Source organism: Allorhizobium sp. NPDC080224, from assembly GCF_050281005.1.
Taxonomy (GTDB): Bacteria; Pseudomonadota; Alphaproteobacteria; order Rhizobiales; family Rhizobiaceae; genus Allorhizobium.
Genome location: NZ_JBNNWJ010000001.1, coordinates 2,704,453 through 2,729,725 on the forward strand (window position 1 = coordinate 2,704,453; position 25,273 = coordinate 2,729,725).

General features: G+C 61.0%; 28 protein-coding genes and 1 pseudogene. 18 read left to right on the top strand and 11 right to left on the bottom strand.

The features are described 5' to 3' along the window. Window positions 1–79 precede the first annotated feature (79 nt). Window positions 80–1,627: an MFS transporter gene (locus ACQKP1_RS13370; RefSeq protein WP_427275616.1), complete on the top strand. Its 1,548-nt coding sequence runs from the start codon at window positions 80–82 to the stop codon at window positions 1,625–1,627. 9 nt (window positions 1,628–1,636) lie between these two features. Here ACQKP1_RS13370 and ACQKP1_RS13375 read toward each other — a convergent pair whose 3' ends face one another. Together ACQKP1_RS13375 and ACQKP1_RS13380 are read right to left on the bottom strand one after the other, a co-directional pair. Then, window positions 1,637–3,100, bottom strand: a complete 1,464-nt coding sequence (locus ACQKP1_RS13375; protein ID WP_427275617.1) for a UdgX family uracil-DNA binding protein — start codon at window positions 3,098–3,100, stop codon at window positions 1,637–1,639. Beyond that, window positions 3,100–4,329, bottom strand: a complete 1,230-nt coding sequence (locus tag ACQKP1_RS13380) for a putative DNA modification/repair radical SAM protein (protein WP_427275618.1) — start codon at window positions 4,327–4,329, stop codon at window positions 3,100–3,102. Before ACQKP1_RS13380 ends, ACQKP1_RS13375 begins: the two co-directional genes overlap by 1 nt. A 267-nt stretch (window positions 4,330–4,596) precedes the next feature. Here ACQKP1_RS13380 and greA point away from each other — a divergent pair, with 267 nt between their 5' ends. From greA to ACQKP1_RS13395, 3 genes are read left to right on the top strand one after another with little or no spacing between them, the layout of a single operon-like run. Further along, window positions 4,597–5,073 carry a transcription elongation factor GreA gene (gene greA / locus ACQKP1_RS13385; protein WP_203016868.1) on the top strand — a complete coding sequence of 159 codons (477 nt, stop codon included), beginning with the start codon at window positions 4,597–4,599 and terminating at the stop codon, window positions 5,071–5,073. Window positions 5,074–5,095: 22 nt separating this feature from the next. After that, the gene (locus tag ACQKP1_RS13390) at window positions 5,096–6,193 is read left to right on the top strand and encodes a glycosyltransferase family 4 protein (protein WP_427275619.1); all 1,098 of its coding nucleotides are present in this window, start codon (window positions 5,096–5,098) and stop codon (window positions 6,191–6,193) included. Window positions 6,194–6,196: 3 nt separating this feature from the next. Beyond that, window positions 6,197–7,153 carry a glycosyltransferase gene (locus ACQKP1_RS13395; protein ID WP_427275620.1) on the top strand — a complete coding sequence of 319 codons (957 nt, stop codon included), beginning with the start codon at window positions 6,197–6,199 and terminating at the stop codon, window positions 7,151–7,153. Window positions 7,154–7,162: 9 nt separating this feature from the next. Here ACQKP1_RS13395 and ACQKP1_RS13400 read toward each other — a convergent pair whose 3' ends face one another. Continuing rightward, window positions 7,163–7,630, bottom strand: coding sequence for an Lrp/AsnC family transcriptional regulator (locus ACQKP1_RS13400; protein WP_006725561.1), 468 nt, complete (start codon window positions 7,628–7,630; stop codon window positions 7,163–7,165). 238 nt (window positions 7,631–7,868) lie between these two features. On the opposite strand from ACQKP1_RS13400, the gene trxB reads away from it, so the two are divergent. The 4 genes from trxB to ACQKP1_RS13420 all read left to right on the top strand — a co-directional run bounded on the left by trxB (window position 7,869) and on the right by ACQKP1_RS13420 (window position 11,581). Next, window positions 7,869–8,846, top strand: coding sequence for a thioredoxin-disulfide reductase (gene trxB / locus ACQKP1_RS13405; protein WP_427275621.1), 978 nt, complete (start codon window positions 7,869–7,871; stop codon window positions 8,844–8,846). Between the two features lie 20 nt (window positions 8,847–8,866). Beyond that, window positions 8,867–9,763, top strand: coding sequence for a LysR family transcriptional regulator VtlR (locus ACQKP1_RS13410; RefSeq protein ID WP_054151539.1), 897 nt, complete (start codon window positions 8,867–8,869; stop codon window positions 9,761–9,763). A 364-nt stretch (window positions 9,764–10,127) separates the two neighbouring features. Then, window positions 10,128–10,421, top strand: coding sequence for an ArsR/SmtB family transcription factor (locus ACQKP1_RS13415; RefSeq protein WP_054151538.1), 294 nt, complete (start codon window positions 10,128–10,130; stop codon window positions 10,419–10,421). A gap of 59 nt (window positions 10,422–10,480) precedes the next feature. After that, window positions 10,481–11,581, top strand: coding sequence for an alkene reductase (locus ACQKP1_RS13420; protein ID WP_427275622.1), 1,101 nt, complete (start codon window positions 10,481–10,483; stop codon window positions 11,579–11,581). 54 nt (window positions 11,582–11,635) lie between these two features. Here the strand turns inward: ACQKP1_RS13420 and ACQKP1_RS13425 are convergent, their stop codons facing one another. Both ACQKP1_RS13425 and ACQKP1_RS13430 read right to left on the bottom strand, forming a co-directional pair. After that, window positions 11,636–12,010, bottom strand: a complete 375-nt coding sequence (locus ACQKP1_RS13425) for a DUF6220 domain-containing protein (protein ID WP_427275623.1) — start codon at window positions 12,008–12,010, stop codon at window positions 11,636–11,638. Next, window positions 12,007–13,047 carry an NAD(P)H-binding protein gene (locus ACQKP1_RS13430; protein ID WP_427275624.1) on the bottom strand — a complete coding sequence of 347 codons (1,041 nt, stop codon included), beginning with the start codon at window positions 13,045–13,047 and terminating at the stop codon, window positions 12,007–12,009. Before ACQKP1_RS13430 ends, ACQKP1_RS13425 begins: the two co-directional genes overlap by 4 nt. 93 nt (window positions 13,048–13,140) lie before the next feature. Between ACQKP1_RS13430 and ACQKP1_RS13435 the strand changes: the two genes are divergently transcribed. Beyond that, window positions 13,141–14,079, top strand: a complete 939-nt coding sequence (locus ACQKP1_RS13435; protein ID WP_427275625.1) for a LysR family transcriptional regulator — start codon at window positions 13,141–13,143, stop codon at window positions 14,077–14,079. A gap of 48 nt (window positions 14,080–14,127) precedes the next feature. Here ACQKP1_RS13435 and ACQKP1_RS13440 read toward each other — a convergent pair whose 3' ends face one another. Beyond that, entirely contained in the window at window positions 14,128–14,397 is a 270-nt protein-coding gene (locus ACQKP1_RS13440) for a DUF2188 domain-containing protein (protein WP_054151533.1), read from the bottom strand. Window positions 14,398–14,466: 69 nt separating this feature from the next. On the opposite strand from ACQKP1_RS13440, the pseudogene ACQKP1_RS13445 reads away from it, so the two are divergent. From ACQKP1_RS13445 to ACQKP1_RS13455, 3 genes and pseudogenes are all read left to right on the top strand, one after another. Further along, a pseudogene (locus ACQKP1_RS13445) lies at window positions 14,467–14,646 on the top strand (hypothetical protein); the annotation flags it as partial. A gap of 169 nt (window positions 14,647–14,815) precedes the next feature. Continuing rightward, window positions 14,816–16,021 carry an OpgC family protein gene (locus ACQKP1_RS13450; RefSeq protein WP_427275626.1) on the top strand — a complete coding sequence of 402 codons (1,206 nt, stop codon included), beginning with the start codon at window positions 14,816–14,818 and terminating at the stop codon, window positions 16,019–16,021. Window positions 16,022–16,187: 166 nt separating this feature from the next. Then, window positions 16,188–17,417, top strand: coding sequence for a PQQ-dependent sugar dehydrogenase (locus ACQKP1_RS13455; RefSeq protein ID WP_427275627.1), 1,230 nt, complete (start codon window positions 16,188–16,190; stop codon window positions 17,415–17,417). Window positions 17,418–17,446: 29 nt separating this feature from the next. On the opposite strand, the gene ACQKP1_RS13460 is transcribed toward ACQKP1_RS13455, so the two are convergent. The 3 genes from ACQKP1_RS13460 to ACQKP1_RS13470 all read right to left on the bottom strand — a co-directional run bounded on the left by ACQKP1_RS13460 (window position 17,447) and on the right by ACQKP1_RS13470 (window position 19,438). Then, complete coding sequence (locus ACQKP1_RS13460) at window positions 17,447–17,836, bottom strand: type II toxin-antitoxin system VapC family toxin (protein ID WP_427275628.1); 390 nt, start codon at window positions 17,834–17,836, stop codon at window positions 17,447–17,449. Further along, the gene (locus ACQKP1_RS13465) at window positions 17,836–18,132 is read right to left on the bottom strand and encodes a type II toxin-antitoxin system Phd/YefM family antitoxin (protein ID WP_427275629.1); all 297 of its coding nucleotides are present in this window, start codon (window positions 18,130–18,132) and stop codon (window positions 17,836–17,838) included. The genes ACQKP1_RS13460 and ACQKP1_RS13465 overlap by 1 nt, the downstream gene beginning before the upstream one ends. A 103-nt stretch (window positions 18,133–18,235) precedes the next feature. Next, the gene (locus tag ACQKP1_RS13470) at window positions 18,236–19,438 is read right to left on the bottom strand and encodes a pyridoxal phosphate-dependent aminotransferase (protein WP_427275630.1); all 1,203 of its coding nucleotides are present in this window, start codon (window positions 19,436–19,438) and stop codon (window positions 18,236–18,238) included. 263 nt (window positions 19,439–19,701) lie between these two features. Between ACQKP1_RS13470 and ACQKP1_RS13475 the strand changes: the two genes are divergently transcribed. The 4 genes from ACQKP1_RS13475 to ACQKP1_RS13490 all read left to right on the top strand — a co-directional run bounded on the left by ACQKP1_RS13475 (window position 19,702) and on the right by ACQKP1_RS13490 (window position 22,754). Then, entirely contained in the window at window positions 19,702–20,097 is a 396-nt protein-coding gene (locus ACQKP1_RS13475; RefSeq protein ID WP_427275631.1) for a hypothetical protein, read from the top strand. Between the two features lie 147 nt (window positions 20,098–20,244). After that, window positions 20,245–21,393, top strand: coding sequence for a PQQ-dependent sugar dehydrogenase (locus ACQKP1_RS13480; protein ID WP_427275632.1), 1,149 nt, complete (start codon window positions 20,245–20,247; stop codon window positions 21,391–21,393). Window positions 21,394–21,931: 538 nt separating this feature from the next. Next, entirely contained in the window at window positions 21,932–22,147 is a 216-nt protein-coding gene (locus ACQKP1_RS13485) for a cold-shock protein (protein WP_006725577.1), read from the top strand. A gap of 154 nt (window positions 22,148–22,301) precedes the next feature. After that, window positions 22,302–22,754 carry a BA14K family protein gene (locus ACQKP1_RS13490; protein ID WP_427275633.1) on the top strand — a complete coding sequence of 151 codons (453 nt, stop codon included), beginning with the start codon at window positions 22,302–22,304 and terminating at the stop codon, window positions 22,752–22,754. A gap of 58 nt (window positions 22,755–22,812) precedes the next feature. On the opposite strand, the gene ACQKP1_RS13495 is transcribed toward ACQKP1_RS13490, so the two are convergent. Together ACQKP1_RS13495 and ACQKP1_RS13500 are read right to left on the bottom strand one after the other, a co-directional pair. Further along, on the bottom strand, window positions 22,813–23,457 hold the full coding sequence (locus tag ACQKP1_RS13495) for an MBL fold metallo-hydrolase (RefSeq protein WP_300888349.1): 645 nt from the start codon (window positions 23,455–23,457) through the stop codon (window positions 22,813–22,815). Window positions 23,458–23,546: 89 nt separating this feature from the next. Then, window positions 23,547–23,711: a hypothetical protein gene (locus ACQKP1_RS13500; RefSeq protein ID WP_427275634.1), complete on the bottom strand. Its 165-nt coding sequence runs from the start codon at window positions 23,709–23,711 to the stop codon at window positions 23,547–23,549. Between the two features lie 304 nt (window positions 23,712–24,015). Here ACQKP1_RS13500 and ACQKP1_RS13505 point away from each other — a divergent pair, with 304 nt between their 5' ends. After that, window positions 24,016–24,540, top strand: coding sequence for a MarR family winged helix-turn-helix transcriptional regulator (locus ACQKP1_RS13505; RefSeq protein ID WP_427275635.1), 525 nt, complete (start codon window positions 24,016–24,018; stop codon window positions 24,538–24,540). Between the two features lies 1 nt (window position 24,541). After that, the gene (locus tag ACQKP1_RS13510) at window positions 24,542–25,243 is read left to right on the top strand and encodes a response regulator (RefSeq protein WP_427275636.1); all 702 of its coding nucleotides are present in this window, start codon (window positions 24,542–24,544) and stop codon (window positions 25,241–25,243) included. Window positions 25,244–25,273: the final 30 nt, after the last annotated feature.

Consider the following 25,273-nt stretch of genomic DNA (forward strand, 5'->3'; position numbering starts at 1 on the left):
CGATCCCATCAAAATTTGACGTTTGTCGAAAGACACCGGCTGCGGCACTCTCCCTTGGTTTCAAGTGAGAGATTGCCCCATGTCCGTTACGTCTGCCGATGGCGCCGCAAAGGCGACGCGCCGCGAGTGGATCGGTTTGCTGATCCTGTCCATTGCCTGCCTGATCTACTCGATGGACCTCTCGGTCCTCTTCCTCGCCATGCCGGCGATCGTCGCTGATCTGGATCCGTCGGCCACCCAACTGCTGTGGATCAACGACATCTATGGCTTCATGGTCGCCGGCTTCCTGGTGACCATGGGCACGCTCGGCGACCACATCGGCCGTCGCAAGGTGCTGCTGATCGGCGCCTTCTTCTTTGGCGCCGCTTCCGTCTTCGCCGCTTTTGCCAACACTGCCTCAATGCTGATCGTCGCGCGCGCCCTGCTCGGCATTGCCGGGGCCACGATCGCGCCTTCGACGCTGTCGCTGGTCGTCAACCTTTTCCGCGACGAGCACGAACGCAATCGCGCGATCAGCATCTGGGGCACCGCCTTTGCGCTCGGCGGCCTGATCGGCCCGCTGATCGGAGGCCTACTGCTGCAATATTTCCACTGGGGCTCTGTCTTCTTGATCAATGTTCCGATCATGGCAGCACTTCTCGCCAGCGCTCCTTTCCTGCTGCCCGAATACAAGGATGAAAATGCCGGGCGCCTCGATCTCTTCAGTGTCCTGCTCTCGCTCCTGAGCGTGCTTCCGGTCGTCTATGGCTTCAAGAAGATGGCAGCCGAAGGCTTTGAACCGATCCAGCTCGTTCCCGTGCTCTTCGGCCTTGCCGTCGGCGCGATTTTCGTCACGCGTCAGAAGGTGCTGGAGCATCCGATGATCGATCTTGCCTTGTTCAGGATCCCGGCGTTCACAGCCTCGCTGATGGTCAATCTCGCCGGCGTCTTCTTCATCTTCGGCATCTTCCTGTTTCAGAACCTTTTTCTGCAACTGGTTATCGGTCTGACACCGCTGAAGGCAGCCCTTTGGTCGATCCCCTCCTCGTTGGTCTTTACCATCATGTCCTTCCAGGCATGGCGCGTGACGAACCGGCTCGGCCCTGTCCGAACCGTGCTGCTCGGCCTCATGGTCAATGCGCTCGGCACAGGCCTCATGGCAATCGCCGCCTGGCATTCGAGCCTTATCGGTGTCCTCGGCGCAAGCATGATCATGGGCCTCGGCTTCGTGACGGTGATCCTGACGACCACAGGCCTGATCGTCGGCACGGCCCCTCCGGAGCGCGCGGGCTCGGCATCTGCCATTTCTGAAACCAGTGCCGAATTCGGTGGTGCGCTCGGCGTCGCCGTCCTCGGCAGTCTTGGAACGCTCTTCTACCGTTTCGGCATGCAGGACGCCAACTTGGCCGGCCTTTCCGCCACCGACCAGACGTCGGTCACCTCCGCACTGGGCACGGCCCTCGAAGTCGCCCGCAACACCGGCAACGACGCCGCACCATGGATCGATCTGGCAAAGGCGAGCTATGCCGGCGGCTTTGCCCTCTGCTGCGCACTGGCGACCGTCACCCTGCTCTTGCTCGCGGCCATCGCTGCGCGGGTTTATGCGAGGACCAAAATCGATCTCGACGCTGCGGCCGCTAGCCACTGACCGCGAAAATCAGACAGCGGCTAGCGTGTCGTATAGCCGCTTGACGTCTGCAAGGTCAGATCGGAAGGCCGCAAGGCTTCGTGCCTTCAGATCCAGATCCGGCATCCTGAGGATCGCCGACGGATGGGTGGTGACGAGCAGCATGCGGTTGTCCTGCATTGGGATCGGCATGCCCCTGACCTCAGCGATGGGCCGGCTCTCGCCCGTCAGCGACAGATAGGCGGTCGCCCCCAGCGCAACGACGATACGCGGCCGGACGACCTCGATTTCCTTTGCAACCCACCAGCGGCAATGGGCAACCTCGCCGGCATCGGGGCGCATATGGATGCGTCGTTTGCCGCGCCGCTCGTATTTGAAATGTTTAACTGCGTTTGTGACGTAGACTTGAGACCGGTCGATCCCTGCGGCCGTCGCGGCCTCATCGAAGACCTGACCGGCCGGGCCGATGAAAGGCTTGCCAGCGAGATCCTCGGTATCGCCGGGCTGCTCTCCGACAAACATGATCTCGGCATTTTGGGGGCCCTCGCCGAAAACCGTTTGCGTCGCATGGCAATGGAGCGGACAGCGCGTGCAGCGGGCCGCCTCCTGGCGCAACCGTTCGAGCGGCGGCAGGTCGGCGGCCACCTCGTCCTCCTCTTCGCGCCCGCGCCACTGTGCCTGCAGGCGCTCATGAAAAGCCGGCGGCTGGCTCGCCTGCCGTTCTTCCATCTCGGCGACCCGTCGCTCCGCACCGGCAATCAGGTCCGGAATGAGCGAGGCTTCCGGCATGTTCTTCCAGTATTTCTTCGGCATTTCCGACTGCATCGCCCTGATCTTCACCCGCGCCGGATTGAAGATATTGGCGAAATAGGTCCGCCACAGCTCGTCGGTCGCATCCTCGGCCTTTGGGCGCAGGGCAGGCTCGTGCGCGGTCTTCAGCTCCTGCCCGTTCCAGGCCGCAGATCCCTTTGGCGTCGCGATCAGCCAGTCCATGTCGGTGAAGCGCCGCTGGAAGAAACCGGCGGTGCGAGCAACTATGAAATGCTCCGGCTCGAACCAGGCAACGAAACGCCGTCGCCCCGCCTGCACGGCCTTGACCTCACGAAACCGCACGAAGGCCTTCATCTTGTGGCTGTCGCGCCGGACATTCTTGATGAGTCGTGTGAGGTCGGCGACATCGGGATCGGAGCGCACCTGCAGCAGTGCCCGTTCCCCCTGCAGCCGCCAGAGGATGCGATAGAGAAGTGAAAATCGATCCGGATCCGAATGGCAGATCGCCGCCTCCGCCGCCTCGATGAAGCCCTTCGGCACCACGGTCCCGGAGGGTGCCTCGACAGGGGTTCTCTCTGGTAGCAACGGGCCGAACAGATCGTCACCCTCGCCAGAAAGCTGCCAGCGCACCTGATCTGGCGCCACCCGCTCAGCCAGCAGCGCCCTTGTAGCATCGCGCCACTCGTCGAATGCCCCTCGCCCTTCGAGCGTCACGGTCCGCATCAGAAGAGCGACAGCTGCTCGGCCGGCGGCGCGAACACCGACCGCAGATCCGACCGGTCAAGACTGCGATTGGGCGACCATCCCTCGGCGACGATGAAGGATCGCACCTTCTTCAGTGACACGCCCAGACGCGTCAGGTCTTCGAGCCGCACACGCCGATGGCGACGGGCCGAGAGGAGCCCGTTTACCGTTTTCGTCCCGAAACCGGGGACGCGCAGAAGCGTCTCGCGATCCGCCTTGTTCACATCAACCGGAAAACGATCGCGGTTCGCCAGCGCCCAGGCAAGCTTGGGATCCAGCTCAAGATCAAGCATGCCGCCCTGCCCGATCGACGAAATCTCCTCGACCGAGAAACCGTAGAAGCGATAAAGCCAGTCCGCCTGATAGAGTCGATGCTCGCGCATCAGGGGCGGCTTGATCAGCGGCAGGTTTTTCGAACTGTCGGGGATCGGGCTGAAGGCGGAGTAGTAGACGCGCTTCAATCCGTAACTGCTGTAAAGCCGTGCGCTGGAGCCGAGGATAGTCGCGTCATTGGCGCCATCGGCACCGACGATCATCTGGGTGCTTTGCCCGCCGGGCACGAACTTCTTGCGCCGTCCGGTGTGAGTCGGCTCGCGCGCCTCGTCGATCTTCAGCCTCAGATCTGCCATTGAGCGGCGGATGTTGACCGGACGCTTCTCCGGTGCATAGCGCTCCAGCCCGTGATCGGTCGGCAGCTCGATATTGATCGACAGGCGATCGGCATAAAGCCCCGCCTCCTCGACCAGATGCGCGGATGCCTCGGGGATCGTCTTCAGATGGATATAGCCGCGAAAATCGTGCTTGGTCCTCAGATCCCGTGCGATCTTCACCATCTCGGCCATGGTATCATCCGAGGACTTGATGATGCCGGAGGAGAGGAACAGACCCTCGATGTAATTGCGACGATAGAATTCGATCGTCAGCCAAACAACTTCGTCCGGCGTGAAGCGCGCCCGCTCGACATTGCTCGAAGAGCGGTTGATGCAATAGGCACAGTCGTAAATGCAGAAATTGGTGAGCAGGATCTTCAGGAGCGAGATACAGCGTCCATCCGGCGCATAGGCATGGCAGATGCCCGAGCCCTCCGTGGAGCCGAGCCCGCCCGATGCCGACGAGTCGCGCTTCGTTGTCCCGCTCGATGCGCAGGAGGCATCATATTTGGCAGCGTCGGACAGGATGGCGAGACGTTCTTTGAGCGACTTCTTCATAAGAATGTTCTCTATATGTTCTCGTGACAATGGTCAAGAATACCACCTGCGACATTGCGTCCGCCTATCGTTCTTCACTCTGATTTTACTACGCTTTTTCAGTCTCGGACAGGCTTTCGGAGCCGCTCGACGAAAACTCTGGAAATTGCGCGAAGCATTCTGCTATAGTCCCTATCAATGTGATTTGTGACTGGTTCCGCAGCTTTGCTTCGGAACCTGTTTTCTTTTGTGCCCGCGCTCGCGGCCATGAAGACGAAGGAAGAGGAAATGGTAGACAAGGTACCGATGACGCAGAACGGTTTCGAGAAGCTCAGCGAAGAGCTGCGCTGGCGTCAGCAGGAAGAGCGTCCGCGCATCATCGAGGCAATTGCCGAGGCGCGCGCTCATGGCGACCTTTCCGAAAATGCGGAATATCACGCAGCCAAGGAAGCGCAGAGCCACAACGAGGGTCGTGTTGGCGAACTCGAGGATCTGATCGCGCGCGCCGAGGTCATCGATCTCTCGAAAATGTCCGGTTCGAAGATCAAGTTCGGCGCCACCGTCAAGCTGGTCGATGAAGACACCGAGGAAGAGAAGACCTACCAGATCGTCGGCGACCAGGAAGCCGACGTGAAAGCCGGACGTATCTCGATCTCCTCGCCGATCGCACGCGCTCTGATCGGCAAGGAAGTCGGCGACAACATCGAAGTTGTCGCCCCAGGCGGCTCGAAGGCCTACGAGATCCTCGCGGTCAAGTGGGGCTGATCCAGTCCGGAAGGGCCCCTCTGTGGCGCATTCTCTCGACGACATCACGGTGATTGCGCCGCATTTCAAGCGGCGCCTCTCCGGTGTGACCTCGACCGTCATCCAGCTCGTGCCGGAACAGAAGCGCCAGGGTCTCGGCATCCTGACGCTCGGCCCAGGCCTTCCCGGTCATCTGCCCAGCATGCGCTGGGCCGAGCTGCCCGGCCTCTGGAAGAGGCCGAAAGCCGCCCCTGCACGCGTCTGGCATGCTCGCCGCAACAACGAAATGCTGGCGGGCCTGATCCTGCGCGATCTCTTCCGCATGCCGCTGAAACTGCTTTTCACGTCTGCGGCCCAAAGACATCACAGCCGCTACACCCGCTGGCTCATCTCGAAGATGGACGGCGTGGTCGCGACGAATGGGAAGTCCGGCTCCTTTCTCAAGGTCCCGCATCGTGTCATCCGCCACGGCGTGGACTTGCAGCTGTTCCATCCCTCCGACGAGATCGACACGAGCCTCCCGGAAGATTTGAAGGGTCGGCATTTCGTCGGCTGCTTCGGCCGGGTCCGCCATCAAAAGGGCACGGATCTCTTCGTCCGGGCGATGATCGAACTCCTCCCGGATAATCCCGAATGGACAGCTGTGATCTCCGGCCGGGTCACCGCCGAGCATACGGCCTTTGCAGACAAGCTGAAGGCCGACATCGCCGCCGCCGGGCTCACCGATCGCATCCGCTTCCTTGGCGAAGTCGATGACATCAAGCCCTGGTATCGCCGCCTGACGCTTTATGTCGCCCCCTCGCGCAATGAGGGCTTCGGCCTCACGCCGCTTGAGGCCATGGCCTCCGGCACCGCCGTGGTCGCAAGCGACGCCGGCGCCTATGCAGAGATGATCGTCGAGGGCGAAACGGGTTCGGTCGTGCCGGCCGACGACTATGAACGCCTGCGCGACGCGATCTCGACCTTTCTCGAGCCGCAAAAGGCCATGCAGGCCGGTCGGCGCGGACGCGCGCATGTCGAGGCGGCGTTCGGACTGGAACGGGAAGCGGACCAGTTGGCCGAAGTCTATGCGGGTCTGCTCGGCACTGCCCTGCCGCATGCGAGCGCAAGCTCCAAGCCTGCAACATCCGGAACCGTTTGACCGATGGCCGACCGCGATCTTCTCGACATCCTCATCGTCAACAAGGACAACAGCTTCGGGCTGACGCGCGACACGTCTTTGCTGATCGAAGCGCTGGCCTCCGTCGGCCGCTCCGAGGATGTGGCGACCAAGGGTATTCGAGCACGAAACGTCGTCGACCGGCTGCTTCGCCGCAAACAGGCAAAGACCATCATCCACGTCGAACGCGCCTTTCCCCGCTGGTACAGCGCCGCCCGACACAATCTGCTTTGTCCCAACCAGGAACGCTTCCCGCGGCGGCACATTGGCCGGCTGAAGGGTATCGACCTCGTTCTGGCCAAGAGCCGCCATGCCGAAGAGATCTTCCGTGATCTGGGCGTAACCACTGTTTATGTCGGCTTCACGTCCGAAGACCGGCTCGACGACAGCGTCGCGAAGAACTGGAACAGCTTCTTTCATCTGGCCGGCGGCAGCACGCTGAAAGGCACGGAAGACGTCATCGAATTATGGTCCCGCCATCCCGAATGGCCGGAACTGGTCCTGGTCCAGCGCGATCCGCATCCGAAGGCCGCCGGGGTCCCGAATATCCGAGTGGTCAGTGGCTACATCACCGACGCCGAACTGAGAAAATTGCAGAACAGCTGCGGCCTTCATCTTTGCCCCTCCCGCTCGGAAGGCTGGGGGCATCATCTCGTCGAAGCCCTCTCCGTCGGCGCGGTGACCGTCACTACCGATGGCCCGCCGATGAACGAGCACGTAACCGCCGATTGCGGCATCCTCGTGCCCTATGCGCGGACGGAACCCAGGCATCTGGGCACCAATTATTGCGTTGATCCCGAAGCGATGGAGACGGTCATCAACAATCTGCTGAGCATGGACGTCGCGCAAAAGCAGGCGCTGGGGGCTGCTGCGCGCCAACGTTTCGTCGAGATCGACACCGGCTTCCGCACCAGACTGGCGGAAGCGCTAAAATCGTTCTGAGCTCGTTGCTCAGATCTCCACCAGACCGACCTTCTTCACTTGCCGGATCGTCAGCATGGTGCGCACCGTGTCGACATGTTCGTTCGCCGTCAGCACTTCAATGACGAAGTCCTGGAAGCGTGTCAGGTTTTCCGCCACGCAATGCAGCAGGAAATCGCTGTCACCGTTGACCATCCAGGCCTGCCGGACGATCGGCCAGCTGTCGGTCGCCGCCGCAAAGGCCTTGAGGTTCGCCTCCGACTGGTGCTTCAACCCCACCATGCAGAAGGCAACGAGATCATAGCCCAGCCGGCTGGCATTCAGAACGGCGTGATAGCTTTCGATCACGCCGGCCTCCTCGAGCTTGCGCACCCGGCGCAGGCAGGGCGGTGCCGATATGCCGACACGTTCGGAGAGTTCCACATTGGTCATGCGCCCGTCCCGCTGCAATTCTTTCAGAATGCGCAGGTCGATGGCGTCGAGTTCTACCTTAAGCACGGTCGATCCTTTTGAAGATGTGTGCGATATCTACTCCTTCAGACGTAATTGGCAAGAATCCTCCGCGTTCACGCACAATTATTGCGTGGACGCGCAAAGCTCTGTTGCTAATGACGGGCCATGCCTTGAATTGCTTGTCGCTTCGATCCTAAATGGGCGACAGTTGCGCAACGGTCGGGCTTGCCTGCGCTTGATACCCCCGATCGAAGACGAAGACCGCGCATTGAAAGGAAGCGACATGACTGCCCGCCACACCAAGGTGCTGATCATCGGCTCAGGCCCTGCCGGCTACACCGCTGCGATCTATGCCGCCCGCGCCATGCTGAAGCCGATTCTGATCGCCGGCATGGAACAGGGTGGTCAGTTGATGATCACCACGGATGTGGAAAACTACCCGGGCTTTGCCGATCCGATCCAGGGCCCCTGGCTCATGGAGCAGATGCTCAATCAGGCCATCCATGTCGGCACCGAGATCGTCAGCGATCTCGTGACCGAAGTGGGCACCAGCCATCGTCCGTTCACGGTGAAGACCGACAGCGGTCAGGTCTGGACAGCAGATACGCTGATCATCTGCACCGGCGCCAAGGCCAAGTGGCTCGGCATCGAGAGCGAGCAGCATTTCCAGGGCTTCGGCGTCTCGGCTTGCGCGACTTGCGACGGCTTCTTCTATCGCAACAAGGACGTCATCGTCGTCGGCGGCGGCAACTCGGCCGTCGAGGAAGCCCTCTACCTTTCGCATATCTGCAAGTCTGTCACCGTCGTCCATCGCCGTGACTCATTCCGTTCGGAGAAGATCCTGCAGGAACGCCTCTTCGCCAAGGAGAACATCCGCGTCCTGTGGAACACGACAGTCGAGGAAATCACCGGCGCCCCGGCCAAGCCGCCGATGCCGCCGTCCGTCTCCGGCGTCAGGCTCAAGGATGCGCTGACCGGTGCCGTCACCGACATGCCGATCGACGGCGTCTTCGTCGCCATCGGCCATGCGCCGGCCGTCGAACTGTTCAAGGACAAGCTGAAGCTGAAGTCGAACGGCTATCTCTGGACCGCGCCGGATTCGACCGCGACCGACGTGCCCGGCATCTTTGCCGCCGGTGACGTGACCGACGACGTCTACCGCCAGGCGATCACCGCCGCCGGCATGGGCTGCATGGCAGCGCTCGAGGCCGAACGTTTCCTCTCGGCCCTGCCCGTCGAGACACAACAAGCCGCGGAATAGCCGCCATGAGAGGGGGCGGCATGCCGCTGGATTGGGACAAACTGCGCATTTTTCATGCGGCCGCCGAAGCTGGGTCCTTCACCCACGCGGCCGACAAGCTGCATCTGTCCCAGTCGGCGATCAGCCGCCAGGTCTCCTCGCTGGAACAGGACATCGGGGTCAAACTCTTTCACCGCCATGCCCGCGGCCTGATCCTGACCGAACAGGGCGAACTGCTCTATCGCACCGCCCATGACGTTCTACTGAAGCTGCAGACGGTCAAGATGCAGCTGACCGAGACGACCGAAAAGCCGTCCGGCAAGCTGCGCGTCACGACAACCGTCGGCCTCGGCCAGGGCTGGCTGACCGACAAGGTGCAGGAATTCCTGCAGCTCTATCCCGACATGTCGATCCAGCTGCTCCTCGACAACGAGGAATTGGACGTCAACATGCGCCATGCCGACTGCGCCATCCGGCTGCGCCAGCCGCAGCAATCGGACCTCATCCAGCGCAAGCTGTTCACGGTGCATATGCACGTCTACGCCGCACCGTCCTATATCAACCGCTACGGCGAACCGCAGTCGATCGAGGATCTCGACAACCATCGGATCATCACCTTCGGCGAACCGGCACCGAATTACCTGTTGGACGTCAATTGGCTGGAAGTCGCCGGCCGTTCCTCCGACAATCCGCGCATGCCGCATCTGCAGATCAACAGCCTGACCTCGATCAAGCGTGCCTGCCTGCTCGGCATAGGCATCGCCATGCTTCCGGATTACATCGTCGGCCGCGATCCCGGTCTGCTGCAGCTGGTCACCAGTGCCGACGTGCCCTCCTTCGACACCTATTTCTGCTATCCCGACGAAATCAAGAACGCCGCAAAGCTCAAGGCTTTCAGGGATTTCATCGTCGCCAAGGCCCGCAACTGGAACTTCTAAGGCAGCCGTTCGGCTGCCTTTTTAGTAGGTTGCGCACACAGACTTGCGCATCACGCATGCCTGACATGCATAAAAAAGCATTGTTCACTGCACAAAAAACCACCATATCGCACACAGCTGATGCACATGGTGGCTTTTTCCTCCCAGTTCCACCGCAGCAGCTGTTCCCCTCTGGAGGTTTTTGACCTTCACAATTCAAAGGGCCCTGGTTTTTCCGGTGGCCCTCTTTTTTTGTTATTTTGTTGGAACAATAGATCCCTCGAACCGTTTCAGCGTCTGGCGGAACTGACGCCGGACACTCTCAGTGCCCGACACCAGAGATCGCTCCGCCGCAGACTGGAATTGTTGACGATTTGGAGGGGACATGTTCCTGGAGGACGTGATGAAGGCGCTGGCTCACCCGGCGCGCATGGAAATGCTGATTTGGCTGAAAGATCCCAAAGAGTATTTCGGGGTTCCGAAAGAGGACGCGACCGACGGCATAAGCGCCGGTCAGTTCGAGCGGTCAGGCCTGTCACAATCCGCGGTTTCCGCCCATCTTGCGACCCTTCAGCGCGCGGGCCTCATCAGTTCCAAGCGTGTTGGCCAGCGGGTTCTGTACCGACGCAATGAAGATGCCATCGCGGAGTTCGTCAAGACCTTGAATGGAACACTCTGAGGCACCACATCGGGATCGCCAATGAACCTTCCCATCATTGGAAACTCCCGAGAGGTTTCATGTCCAAGCTTTTTGAACCGACATCCGTCGGCACCATCCCCGTTTCGAACCGCATCGCTATGGCGCCGCTGACCCGCAACCGGTCGCCGGGCGCAGTGCCGAACGATCTCAACGTCGAGTACTACCGCCAGCGTGCGACTGCCGGCCTGATCATCAGCGAAGGCACGGCGATCACCCACCAGGCGCAGGGCTATGCCGACGTTCCCGGTCTCTACAAGTCCGAAGCCATTGAAGGTTGGAAGAAGGTCACCGACGCCGTGCATGCAGCCGGCGGCAAGATCGTCACCCAGCTCTGGCATGTCGGCCGCATCTCGCATACGAGCTTGCAGCCCGAGGGCGCCGCCCCGGTAGCACCCTCCGCCATCGCGGCTCAGTCCAAGACCTACATCCTCAATCCTGACGGTTCAGGCGCATTCGTCGAGACGTCCGAGCCGCGTGCTTTGGAAACGGCAGAGCTGGCCGGCATCGTCGAGGACTACCGCAAGGCGGCACGCGCTGCCATTGAAGGCGGCTTCGATGGCGTGGAAATCCACGCTGCCAACGGCTATCTTCTCGAGCAGTTCATGCGCTCGAACAGCAACCAGCGCACGGATCAATACGGTGGATCGATCGAAAACCGCATCCGCCTGACGCTGGAAGTGGTCGAAGCCGTGGCCAAGGAAATCGGCGCCGAGAAGACCGGCATCCGCATTTCCCCGACCACCCCGGCGAACGATGTCTCCGACCCTGATCCGAAGGCCGTCTACACGGCACTTGTCGAGGCGCTGGCCAAGTTCGACCTCGCCTTCGTGCACGTCATCGAAGGCGCGACCGGCGGTCCGCGCGATGTCCTGCCTTTCGACTGGAAGGCGCTGAAATCCGCCTATCGCGATGCTGGCGGCAAGGGTGCCTGGATCGCCAACAATGGCTATGACCGCGCGTCTGCGATCGAAGCCGTCGAGAGCGGCTATGCCGACCTCGTCGCCTTCGGCCGCCCCTTCATCGCCAATCCGGATCTCGTCCGCCGCCTTAAAGAAGATGCAGCCCTCAACCCGCTGGATCAGGCCACGCTCTACGGCGGCGGGGCGGAAGGCTACACGACCTATCCGGCACTCGCCTGACACGACGAGGGCACCCGGTTCTGCCGGGTGCCCTTCGGCTTGCGTCTGACATCGTCAGAGCGCCGCGCGGCCGACCAGCCTTACAGTGATCAGCCCCATCAGCATCCCATTGACCGGATGCAGCGCCCCCAGCATCGGCAACGCGTCCCCAACAGCGGCCAGCGCGACCTGCAGCAGATAGATGGCGAACAACAGTCCGCCATCGCGCCGATATGGGTGTAGCGCTGGCGAGAGCGACAACAGGAAGAGCGTGAGCACCGGCAATCCAAGTGCCCCGCCAGTCGCCACATGCAATTCCCAGCCTGTCCCGGCGCCAAACACAGCCATCCCGGCAAGCAGGAATTGTCCGGCGACACCGGCGAGCACCACGATCCCCAGTCCTCTGAAGACCGAGACCGCAAACGGCGTGCGAGTGACCGCCGCGCTCATTGTTCGCCTCCCGCAAGACGCAGCACCGGTTCACTCATCGCCGCAGTTTCGGCCTCAGTCAGGCAATCGAGGCTCAGAAGTGTCGCGGTGAGCGCGACATCGATCGGGGTCTGAGGCTCTTCCCCGAGAAAGTCGACGAGCCGGGAATTATCGAGCCGGATCGTTTCACGCCAGAGATAGCGCATCTCGTACAATTCTCGCATCAGGTGAAAGAAGGGTCGGGCGAGCCCCGCCAGACGCCAGGGAAAACCGATCGTCAGAATGCGCGGCCGGCCGACGGCCCGGCCGATCGCAGCCACGATCTGCGTTCCATCCCGATCGTAGAATCCGTCCATGTGAAAGCGGGCGAAGCGTGGCAGAGCATCAGCCCGATCAAGCAGCCGCATGAAAGTCTCGGCAACATCCGGCAGATAAGCCCAGGCATGCCCGACACCCTTGCGTCCGGGATTGACGACGAAGCGCACCGGTTTGCCGGGCTGCACGAGGCCCTGCGCGAACCAGTTGTTGCCGGCATCAGGCCCGAAGAAGTCCCCGGCGCGAACGATCAGCACCGGCACGCCCTCCTCCGCCGCCTGTTTCAACCGCCGCTCAAGCTCCACGCGGATGCAGCCCTTCACCGTTTCCGGCGCCTGACGACAGTCCTCGGCCACGAGCGGGAAGCTATCGCGGCCATAATTATAGATCGTGCCGGGCATCAGGATCCGCGCCCCGACGGCGCGTGCAGCGGCAATCGTGTTGTCGATCATCGGCAGGACAAGCTCGCCCCAATTCTGGTAGCCCGGTGGATTGACGCCGTGCACGATGATGCTTGCGCCTTCCGCTGCCCGCAAGACATCCTCAGCCCGCATTGCGTCACCCCTTACCCACTCGTAGGCCGGACGAGTCGATACCTGGCGCTCCGGTGCGCGGTGCATGGCGCGAACGCGGTAGCCGCGCTGCAGAAGTGCTTTGGCCAGTGCGCCGCCGATACCGCCCGTTGCCCCGAGCACCAGTGCCAGCGGTCGCTCCAGCGATGTCATTGTCCTTATCTCTGTCATGCTCATCTCCTGTGATTGAAACTGGAGTGAGTGTGACAGCGACAAACGATATGCAGAATTGCCAAAGAGCGTTCAGTCGATATACAAAAATGAATGACTATTGATCAAATCAGCTGGGATCACTACCGAACCTTTCTCGCCGTCCTTGAGACCGGGTCGCTGTCGGCCGCCGCTCGCCGACTGGGTTTGACCCAGCCCACGGCGGGCCGACATATTGAGGCGCTGGAACAGGCCTTTGGCGCACCGCTTTTCCTGCGCAGCCCACAGGGTCTGCTGCCCACGGAAAAGGCACGCGCCATGCAGGGACATGCGCTTGGCATGGCCGCGATGTCCTCGGCTCTCGCTCGCATTGCCTCTGGCGACATGGAGGCGGTACGCGGCACCGTGCGGATCAGCGCTAGCGAGGTGATCGCGGTCGAAACCTTGCCACCCATCCTCACCCAGTTGCAAGAGAAGCATCCAGGGCTAGAGATCGAGCTTTCGGCCTCCGATGCGGTTGAGGATCTGCTTCAGCAGGAAGCAGACATTGCCATCCGCATGGTCCAGCCCAGACAGGCCGCATTGCTCAGTCGGCGGATCGGCAAGCTGTCGCTCGGTTTCCATGCCCACCGGCGCTATCTTGATCGCCATGGAACGCCAGAAGCCCTGAGCGATTTTGCCACCCACCGTCTTATAGGCTTCGACAGACAGCTCGCTTATATCAGGGACATCCTGAAGGAGCGGCAAGACTTGGCCGGCATCGGCTTCGACTTCCGCGCCGACAGCAACCTGGTCCAGCTCGCCGCCATCCGCGCAGGGCTCGGCATCGGCATGTGCCAGCACGCCATCGCAGCCCGGGAACCGGACCTCGTGGAAGTCCTGCCGGGAGCACTCGAGCTGTCACTCGAAACCTTCGTCGTGATGCACGAGAACCTGAAATCCGTGCCGCGTTATCGCGCCACCTTCGACGCGCTGGTTTCTGGCCTCAACGACTGGAAGAAGCTGACGCGCGAAGCATCGGACGACGACAAAACGAGCGGAATCGAGACCTGAACGAACGACCTCAAGCGACTGAAACGACTTACGTTCTGGTACGGTACATCAAGCCGGGGGCCGCTGCTCATCGACAAAGGTGTCGACGATCTCGACCTCGGGACGGTCGCCGCCATCGCTGTATTCTTCTCGCCATCGTCCCGTCTCGTCCTGATAGCTGATCGTGACCGGCTCGTCGCCGACCTGTTGCTCCAGCATGACGATGCGTGCGGCTTCGAGGGCCTGGTCATGGGTCGGGAACGCCTCCGAATAGGCGCCACCGAGCCGATAGGCCCAACCGCCATCATGAGGAACGATCTCGTAGATGATCTTCACCATGGCCTTCTCCTCCTAGGCTAAGAAGGAGTATTCCATCAAAAGAGCCTCGGCGCAAACGGACGAGCGATCGGACGGCCAATGACGATGACGCCGGTGCAGACCACCATGGTCGCCATGACCCGGGTCGCGGCAGCGATCAATCTCAACGATGGAGACGAATGCGATCCTACGCAGACCCATTTCGTCCTCTTCGCCACCTTCAGCATGCGCCCCTGCCTAGGTCTTTTGAACACGCATGATTCGCCTTAACTGCGGCTTCCGCCCACGAATCCGTGAGCAAACCGGCTCGGAACTTTTGTTGAAAACCACCGTTCCCTCCGCACGGATCGGCCCAGTTGGGCCTCCCGCCGCATTCTCAACACGATGCGGATGATGATCGCCGCCGCGGGTGACCGGGGGGCCAACTCGGGAGTCGAACGTGAAGAGATTGGATGTGATCGACGGCATGCGGGGATACTTCCTCGTCTTCATGCTGATCAACCACCTGGTGTTCACGGGGGGCCTTTGGCTCGTTCAAGTTAACCATCGCAACCTCGCCTTCGTCGAGGATGCACAAGGCTTCGTCTTCCTTTCGGGCCTGCTGACCGGCATGGTCTACAGTCGCAAGATGATGAAAGACGGCTATGCCATCGGCCGCGACAAGATCTGGTCCCGCGCATTGGAGCTTTATCGCTATGCCATGGCGATCGTATTGATCGTGCTCGCACTGCAACTGGTCCTGCCCGGTGCTGTCTCGGCCTGGAAGAACTGGCTCGGTGACGCAAGCCTGCTTGATCCAAGCTCGCTCGCGCCGATCGCCACGTTCCTCGTTCAGCCAACCTTCATGGACATCCTCCCGCAATACATTGTCTACATGATATTCGCGCCTGTCGTGATCTGGCTTTGCATCCGCGGCCACTGGCTCGGCGTCGCCGTCGGTTCGCTGCTGATCTGGCTTGCGGCCCAGCTAGGCCTGCACCGTATTGTCACCTACCCACTCGACGCCTGGCTCGCCGGCGCGCCGGACCAGCAGGGCCTGCGTGTCTCCTTCAACCTTCTGGGCTGGCAGATCGTATTCTTCGCCGGCATCATCGCCGGCACCCTGACCTCGATGAAGAAGATCGAGTGGCAGAAGGTCTTCGACCCCAAGCGCACCACGCTCGCCTGGACGGCTCTTGCGATCACCCTCTTTTTCCTGCCGCTTCGCCTGGCGACGGCCCACGGCTTCATGCCGGGCTTCGTCCTCGAAAAATTCGGCCTGATGGAAATCCGCGCCGACTTTGGTCCGGTTTATCTCATCAACTTCGCAGCCGTGGCCTATGGCATGGCCTGGATCCTGGTGGCCGGTCCGCGTCACGAGAATGCAGTCATCCGCAAGATCGCCTCGACGCTGACAAGCCTCTTCACGCTGAACTTCCTGCAACTGCTCGGCCGCCATTCGCTTCAGATCTATGTCTGGCACGTACTGATCGTCTATGCGGTCTACTACATCGATGCCCGTACACCGGAACTGTCGCAGCTGACCAAGACGGCCATCACAATCGGCGCGCTCGCCATCCTCGCCTTGCCGGCCTTGTGGCGAGACCGCGAAAAGATCTTCGCCAATGCGCCTTACGTCGGCAGCTGGATCAAAACTCCAGCATGAAGAGAGACCATCAGAGCGGGCCCCTGGACCCGCTCTTTCTTTGAGATCAGCCAGCTCCGCACTCACCAACCGATAAAGCGAACTTGATCTGGCGTGCTCTACCGAGCTGGAGCTTTCAGACCACTTAGGCGTTGAACGGGTCCAATCATTCGACCAGGAGGAATTGATGAAGCGTCTACCCCACATTCTCGCCGGAACCATGCTGAGCGTCAGCCTTGTCTCCGCGCCCGCTCTTGCCCAGCAGGCGGGAACGCCCGTCGAGACCCAGGCACCCAACGCGCCCGACCAGCAGCCGGCCTTTTCCGGTCAGACGAGAGCGCCGCAGCCTCCGGAATCCGTCAGCATCCAGACCGAAGTCGTGGCCGAAGGCTTGCCGCATCTCTGGGCGATGGAATTCCTCCCCGATGGCCGCATGCTTGTCACCGCCAAGCAGGGCGCCATGCACATCATCGGCACCGACGGTACGGCCGGCCCCGAGATTGCAAACGTTCCGGAAGTCCTCGCCGACGGTCAGGGCGGCTTGCTCGACGTTGCCCTGGCACCCGACTTTGAAAGCTCGGGCATGATCTTCTTCTCCTTCGCCGAACCACGGGATGACGACGGCAACGGCACATCGGTTGCTTCCGCACGCCTCGTCGCGGACGACCAGGGCGGCGGCGCTCTGGAAGACGTCAATGTGATCTTCCGCCAGACCCCCGGCTATGACGGCAACAAGCACTTCGGCTCGCGCCTCGCCTTCGGTCCGGAAGGTGAACTCTACGTGACGGTCGGCGAGCGCTCCGACGCCGAACCTCGCGTTCAGGCCCAGGATCTGCAGAGCGGTCTCGGCAAGATCTTCCGTATCAGCCAGACGGGGGAAGCTCTGGAAGGCAACCCCTTCATCGGCCAGAACGGCGCCCAGCCGGAAATCTGGTCGCTCGGCCACCGCAACCTGCAGTCCGCCACGATTGACGGCCAGGGCCGCCTGTGGACCGTCGAACATGGACCGAAGGGTGGCGACGAACTGAACCTGCCCGAAGCCGGCAAGAACTATGGCTGGCCGGAAGTGACCTATGGCGTGGAATACAGTGGCGCTGAAGTAGGCGACGGCATCACCCAGATGGCCGACACGGAACAGCCCGTCTACTATTGGGATCCCGTTATCGCGCCTTCCGGCATGGCCTATTATGATGCCGATGCCATCCCCGAATGGAAGGGCGCCTTCCTCGTTGGCGGCTTGGTCAGCCAGGGCGTGGTTGTCCTGCACATGGAAAACGACCGGGTGAAGCATGAGGAGCGCGTCGACCTCGGCGCCCGCATTCGCGACGTGAGAGTAGGCCCCGACGGCGCCGTCTACGCCGTCACCGAACAGCGCGGCGGCGGCAATTCGACCATCGTCAAGCTGACCAAGGGTTGATCAACCCATTCCGCCTCTGGCTCTCGCAGTCAGGGGCGGAATGCTAAGGGATGATCGACAAGGGCACGGTCGACTGTGATGAGCTGAAGGCCCTCAACATGGCATTGGGCAAGCAACAGCCGGTCGAAGGGGTCGCGTGTGGGTGGTTCAGGTTCGAGGGTGTGGAGAACGTGGGCGACTTCGATCCCGAGTATTTGGAGGCCAACTGACGCTATGGCTTCTGGTAAATCACAAAGTGGCATACCAACATCCAGCTTGCCGAGCCTGGTTTTTATCGCAATTTCCCACAGAGTTGCAGCGCTGACAAAACCGTCGACGCCCCCGACTTCGAGCAGTTCGTGTATCACAGGAAAATGCTGCCGAAATGAACGCCCAAAAAAGGCAAGCGCTATGTGCGTATCAAGCAGGACAGGCGACACTACGGGAGCGGCCTTAGGAGGAAATCTTCCGGAAGCGGATCATCAAAATCTTCGGCGATATAGGGAAAGGCATTCTCGATCCCCCTCGACCGCAAATATGCCTGGCCAGCCTCCCAATCGATCCCACCTTTTTTCGGATTCGCTTCCGTCTCCTGCACCGATCCCGCCCCCGCATGCGGCACCAGATCCAGAACCGGCTTGCCGTCCCGCGTCACCGTCACGACCTCGCCTTGCTCAACCGCGCGGGCGAGTCCATCAAGATCACGTGTGGCTTCCTGCAGGCTGACCGTCTTCATGCCAGAGACAATATCACAAGCACTCTGCCCTCTCAACAAACACCTGAAATACGAAAAGGGCCCGCCTCACGGCGAGCCCTTTCAAAACACATGAAGCTTACGCTTACTTCAGCGAAGCGCAGAAACGCTGGATGCGGCTGCAGGCCTCTTCCAGCTTGGCATTCGAGGTCGCGTAGGAGACGCGGAAGTTCGGGCCAAGGCCGAAGGACGAGCCGTGCACGGTCGCAACACCTTCGGTCGCCAGCAGTTCCATGACGAAGTCTTCGTCCGTCTCAATGACCTTGCCCGACGGCGAGGTCTTGCCGATGAGCGCGGCACAGGACGGGTATACGTAGAAGGCGCCTTCCGGCTTCGGGCAAACGATACCGGAGGCCTGGTTGAGCATCGAAACAACGAGGTCACGGCGCTCTTCAAAGGCCTTCTTCGATTCCGTGATGAAATCCTGCGGACCATTCAGCGCCTCGACGGCGGCCCACTGGGCCACCGAGCAGGCACCGGACGTCTGCTGGCCCTGGATCATGTCCATGGCCTTGATCAGCGGCAGCGGGCCGGCGGCATAGCCGATACGCCAGCCGGTCATGGCATAGGCCTTCGACACTCCGTTCATCGTCAGCGTACGCTCATAGAGCGCGGGTTCCACCTGGGCCGGCGTGTAGTAGACGAAGTCGCCGAAGACGAGATGCTCGTACATGTCGTCGGTCAGGACCCATACATGCGGATGCTTCATCAGCACGTCGGTCAGCGCCTTCAGCTCGTCCTTGCTATAGGCGGCACCCGACGGGTTCGACGGCGAATTGAACATGAACCACTTGGTCTTCGGCGTGATCGCCTTGTCCAGCTGTTCGGCGGTCAGCTTGAAATTGTTCTCAAGCGTGGTCTCGACGAAGACAGGCGTGCCACCGCAAAGCGCGATCATTTCCGGATAAGAGACCCAGAACGGCGCCGGGATGACGACTTCATCTCCCGGATTGATTGTCGCCATGAAGGCGTTGAAAAGAATCTGCTTTCCGCCGGTGCCGACGATGACCTGCTCCGGCTTGTAGTTGAGACCGTTCTCGCGCTTGAACTTGTCGGCAATTGCCTTGCGCAGCTCCGGAATGCCGGCGACCGGCGTGTACTTCGTCTCGCCGCGAGCAATCGCCGCCACGGCCGCATCCTTGATATTCTGTGGCGTGTCGAAGTCGGGCTCGCCAACGGAGAGCGAAATGACGTCTTTCCCCTGCGCTTTGAGTTCCCGGGCCATCTGCGTGACGGCGATGGTCGCGGAAGGCTTGATGCGGGAAAGGGCGTCGGCAAGGAAAGCCATTGTGCAGGTCCTGAGCTGATTGAACATCGACCCCGCTCCCCGGGGCCTCAGGTCCAAGCTCTATGGCGAAAGAGCCCCGGCCTTTCAAGCCAAAAGCACGGATGACGCAAGAGATTTGCGTCACCATTCCAATGCGTCTGTGGGCACGATTTCCCAAGCACCGCCGAAATCACAATTCGAGTTGGGAAACGCCACAATTTCGTCGCCATGACGACGCGATCACACGGTTTCATGCGGTCAGGACAAGAATGAAGGTGCCTGTCATGGATTATGAATTGGAAGCATGTACGCCACCCTCAAGGCGAAGCCGTTCACTGGCCTGGCTCGCCGCTGCCAGCGGCTTGGCTTTGGCTCTCTTCATGTTCGGAAGCCCGGGTGCCGCCTCGCCACCCAGCGGGGACAAGCTCATCGTGGCACCGCAGACCTCCACCATCTCGGCAGATCGCCTGACCACCGGCAGCATCGTCCCGGCCTCCCCCGTCCGACTGGTCGATGTCCCGGCCTCCGCGATGAAGCACCTGCCCCTTCCGCAAAAGGAGCGTCATGTGCTGATCGTCCTCCTCTTCGCCTGCTTCACGGTCATGGCAGCCGGAGGCTTCGCCCTTTGGCGGCGGGGATGGCGGGAGATCGTTCAAGGCGAAAGCAGCGATCAGCGTTAAGCGCAGGTCGAATCCGGGACACTGACGACGGCAGCCGCGCGCTTCGCCTTCAAAACTCCGTCATGAAGCCCGCGCCGGCTGTGAAACGCCTTGCCAGCTGCATTTCAGTCCCCATCTTCTCGACGAGCAATCGATGGCTGTGAGGAGATGACGATGCTGAACCCCTTCGACAAGATCGGACGACTGTGCGTATCCGTTCTAGCCTTGTCGGTTGCGACATCCGCGTCGGCCGAAGAGCCCCGGGAGATCCGGGCCGGCGACGTCACCATCGAGGTCACCAGCATCGCCGAGGGCCTAGAAAACCCCTGGTCGGTTGAAGTGCTGCCGGATGGGGCCTTCATCGTCACCGAGCGGCCAGGCCGCATGCGCATCATCCGTGATGGTGAAGTCGGGCGGCCCTTGGGCGGCCTGCCGAGGATCGCGGCCGTCGGCCAGGGTGGCCTGCTCGACCTCGCCCTCTCTCCCGACTTTGCCGAAAGCCGACGTCTCTTCTTTACCGCCGCCGCCCCCGGTCCGGGTGGCCAGGGTACGGCCGTCTTCTCCGCCCGCCTGAGCGCGAACGAACGACGCCTTGAGGATGTCCGTCGGATCTTTCTCATGAACAAGCTGACTGGCGCCGGCCAGCATTTTGGATCCCGGATCGCTGTCGCAGCTGATGGCAGCCTGTTTTTCGGCATCGGCGATCGGGGAGAACCGGACCGCGCCCAAGATCAGGGCGATCACGCCGGCAAGATCATACGCATCAATGCAGACGGCACCCCCTCTTCCGCCAATCCCGGCGGGCAGCCCCTTCCCGAAGTCTGGTCCAGCGGCCACCGAAATCCCCAAGGCATCGTCATCGATCCCGCCGACAACAGGCTTTATACCGTAGAACATGGCGCGCGCGGCGGTGACGAGATCAATGCACCCGAAGCAGGCAACAACTATGGCTGGCCCATCATCTCCTACGGCAAGCACTATTCCGGCGCCGAAATCGGCATCGGTCAGTCCGCCGATGGCTACGAGCAGCCGCTTCACTACTGGGACCCGTCGATCGCGCCGGGAGCGCTAGCAATCTACCGGGGCGCCATGTTCCCGGAATGGGAAGGCGATTTCCTGGTCGCCGCCTTGAAATACCAGCTGATCGCCCGCATCGAGCGCAACAATGACGGCTCGATCGGCAAAGAAGAACGCATTCTGCAAGGCGACTACGGCCGCATCCGTGACGTGAAGGTCGCGCCAGACGGCTCCATCCTGCTGGTGACCGACGAAGAGGATGGGCAGCTTCTGCGCCTCACCCGCGCTGGCCAGACTTGAGGAGACGACGCCCGCCTCTTATCCGCCGGGCATTTGCCCCATATTCGGGGCCAATTTGCCTGACAAACCTGGCCCCGCAGAATGCGAGACCATTGAACACGAAAAATTTTCACCCGCAAATTTCCGTGTTCGAGAGGGGTTTTGCCTCAATCTCCATCGCAAGCGATGCAAATTTTCTTCGAAATGGCGTGACGACGCCTTTCGACGGTAACGAATCACTCCATTCACACTGAAAACAAAGGAATCTCGCCCCATACAGGGTTAAAACTTTCGCTTGCCAATTTCCGACAAACCAAGCAATCTTCACGCGTTCGGGCAATTTTGCGAGCATGGGAAGACCTATAAATGAGTGCGCGCCGGGGACGCTATAACAACCCCGGGCAGGCTAACTTGAGAGGGTGGAAACATCGTCGGGAGTTAGACTGCGGTAACAGGGCCCCTTTCCTCTAATTTCGACAAATGCCTGTCGCTCACCCGCTTGCGGGTACATTGCAATGCTGCCCCGCCGAATATGGGCAGAGAGAAAAGGACCTGACGCATGGCCGAGACTGGCACTGTAAAGTTTTTTAACACCGACAAGGGCTTTGGCTTCATCAAGCCCGACAATGGCGGCGCGGACATCTTCGTCCACATCTCCGCCGTTCAGGCATCGGGCCTGTCGGGCCTGACCGAAAACCAAAAGGTCAGCTTCGACACCGAACCCGATCGCCGTGGCAAGGGCCCTAAGGCCGTAAACCTGCAGATCTCCGGCTGATTTCACCCGGTTTTCTACGAATTGCGGCCCGGCATTTATGCCGGGTTTTTTCGTTCAGCCTCCGTTCAGGCAAGGCCTCATAGATTGCGATCATCGCCGATGGCCCGAACAGCCACATCGGCCAGATAGTTTCCGAAGGTCGAGGAACGACGTCATGATGAAATTCGCGCAAAATGCACTTCTCGCGGCTGCAGTCACCCTGACGCCGATTGCCGCGGCAAGCCAGGCCGAAGCCGGCGACCGTCACTACCGCCACCGCAGTGACGATGCCCTTGCACTGGGAGTGATCGGTCTCGCAACCGGCATGATTGTCGGCTCGGCGATCGCAAGCCCGCCGCCGCAGCGCCGTGTGTACATCGATCGCCCCGTCTCGGTCTATGACGAGCCCGGCTATTACGTCGACGATTATCCGCCGCCGCCCCCGCGTCATACTTATCGCCCACGCCCGGTCTATCAGCAGCCGCGCCCGGTGGTTCAGTCCTATGCCGTCGAGCCCTGGACCGGCGCCTGGTATGACTATTGTGCGCAGCGCTATCGCAGCTTCAACCCGCGCACAGGCACCTTCGTCGGCTATGACGGCAGAACTCATTTCTGCACGGCCCGCTAAGGACCGTAACCGCACCGCAGAATGACAAAAGCGCCGGTCACACGGCGCTTTTTCTCGTTCAGAGGCCCTGGATGAAGGGATTGGATCGGCGCTCGTCGCCGATGCGGCTGCCGGGCCCATGGCCGCAGATGAAGCCGACGTCATCCCCGAGCGGCAGAACCTTGTCACGGATCGAATTCATCAGCGTCTGGTGGTCACCACCCGGCAGATCCGTTCGTCCGACCGAGCCGCTGAACAGGACGTCGCCCAGATGGGCAAACTTCTGGTCGCGGTTGAAGTAGATGACATGCCCCGGCGCATGGCCCGGGCAGTGATAGACCTCGAAGGTATGATCGCCGAAGCTGACCGTATCGCCGTCTTCGAGCCACTGATCGGGAAGCACGCTGCGCAATCCCGAAATGCCGTAGCTTGCCGCCTGCGTCTCGATGCGCTGCAGAAGCGGCAGGTCGTCCTTATGCGGTCCGATGATGGTGAGCCCCGTCTTTTCCTTGAGCTCGGCAGCACCTCCCGCATGATCCAGATGCCCATGTGTGAGCCAGATCGCCTTGAGGGTCAGTCCATTCTCCGCAATCACCTGCAGGATGACATCCACATCCCCACCCGGATCGACGATCACGCCCTCGCGCGTTTCGTCATCGAACAGGATCGTACAATTCTGCTGGAAGGGGGTAACCGGGATGATGCCCGCCTGTATCTGTCCCATGGGCTCGCTATCCTTCTGATCGTGATCGACATGCGCTCTATCATGTCAGATCGACGAGAGAAACCGCGACGAACTCAAAGGGTTTAGGCTTAACGGGACAGGCCGTACACCTGAGACACAGGCGACGCCGGAAGCAGGGAAGCCTGAGCGACGAGAAAGCTCGCCACCATCAGCTTGGCGGTGAACACGAAGATCGCAACGGGACGAAGGCTTGGGCTTACGGAAATCTTGGCGGTACGGTCACGGTTCATCATGGCGCGAATCCTCTCTCCTACGGCAAAGCCTTGCCGAAGCTGCTTGTCCGGAACTTGTGATTGATCAGTGCAGTAGTAACGAGCATGGTGGCCATAGGTTTCCAGGTGAATGTCTAACCTGTGCGATCAGCGTAAATTTGTTGGAAATTTGCTACACTTGCGCATAGTTTTGCCGGCAATCCCCGTCAAGGAGACGAGGATGAACGGTCGATCACATTGTGATGTCCGACGTTCGGAAAAGCGTCGCCTTCGGCGATGAGGCAATAACCGGCGGTGGCACTCGCGTCTGCGCCGGAGGAAAGGAATGACGAGCGTGGCCCGACAGTCTGCGACGAAGACTGCCAAAAAGATCCTGCCGGAGTTGCCGGTGGTCGATGACAAGTCGATCGACTTCGAAACCATCGAAAGCCTGTTTTTCGCCTATCGCGATTTCGTGTCCGATCCGGATGCCATCCTTGCCAAGCTCGGTTACGGACGCGCCCATCACCGCGTCGTGCATTTCGTCAGCCGCCGTCCAGGCATGACCGTTGCCGACTTGCTCGGCATCCTGCAAATCACGAAGCAAAGTCTTGCCCGGGTTCTGAAGGAACTGATCGACAGCGGTTATATCAGGCAGATGGCGGGTCCCGCCGACCGTCGCCAACGCCGTCTTTACCCGACGCTTGCCGGACGTGAACTGTCGCTGGCGCTCTCCGAACCACAGTCGCGCCGCATTGCCCATGCCATGCACGGCATGAGCGCTGACGAGCGCGCGACCGTGCGCCGTTTCCTCGACGGTATGCAGAGACAGACCGTGACCCAGCCCCTTGAAACGGACGGAGCCGACTGACGTGTCGAAGAAGATCGAGCTGACCGACGACGCCCCGCATCTCCTGGTGGTTGACGACGACACGCGTATTCGCGACCTCTTGCATCGGTTCCTCACGGAAAAAGGCTTCCGCGTCTCCGTCGCAGCCGATGCCGCAGAGGCACGCCGCAAGCTTGAAGGCCTGAGCTTCGATCTTCTCGTCCTCGACGTGATGATGCCGGGCGAATCCGGTCTTTCTCTCACCCAGAGCCTGTCCGACGAGAAGCGCGTGCCGGTCATTCTGCTGACCGCCCGCTCCGAGGCCGATAGCCGCATTGCCGGTCTGGAGGCCGGTGCGGACGACTATCTTGCCAAACCTTTCGATCCGCGCGAACTGGTGCTCAGGATCAACAATATTCTCAAGCGCAACATGAACCCCGATGCGCCGAAGATTGAGCAGGTGATGTTCGGTCCCTACACCTTCTCGGTGCTGCGCAAGGAGTTGCGCAAGGGTGCGGAGGTCATCCGCCTCACCGATCGTGAACAGGACATCATGTACCTCTTTGCGACGCGTGCCGGCGACACGATCCCGCGCCACGAATTGGTCGGCAACGACGCCGAAGTCGGTGAGCGCACGATCGACGTCCAGATCAATCGCTTGCGGCGCAAGATCGAGGATGATCCCGCCAACCCCGTCTGGCTGCAGACGGTGCGCGGCATCGGTTATCGCCTCAGCATGGACTGAGGCTGCGGCAACGGCGCGCGATGCGTCGAG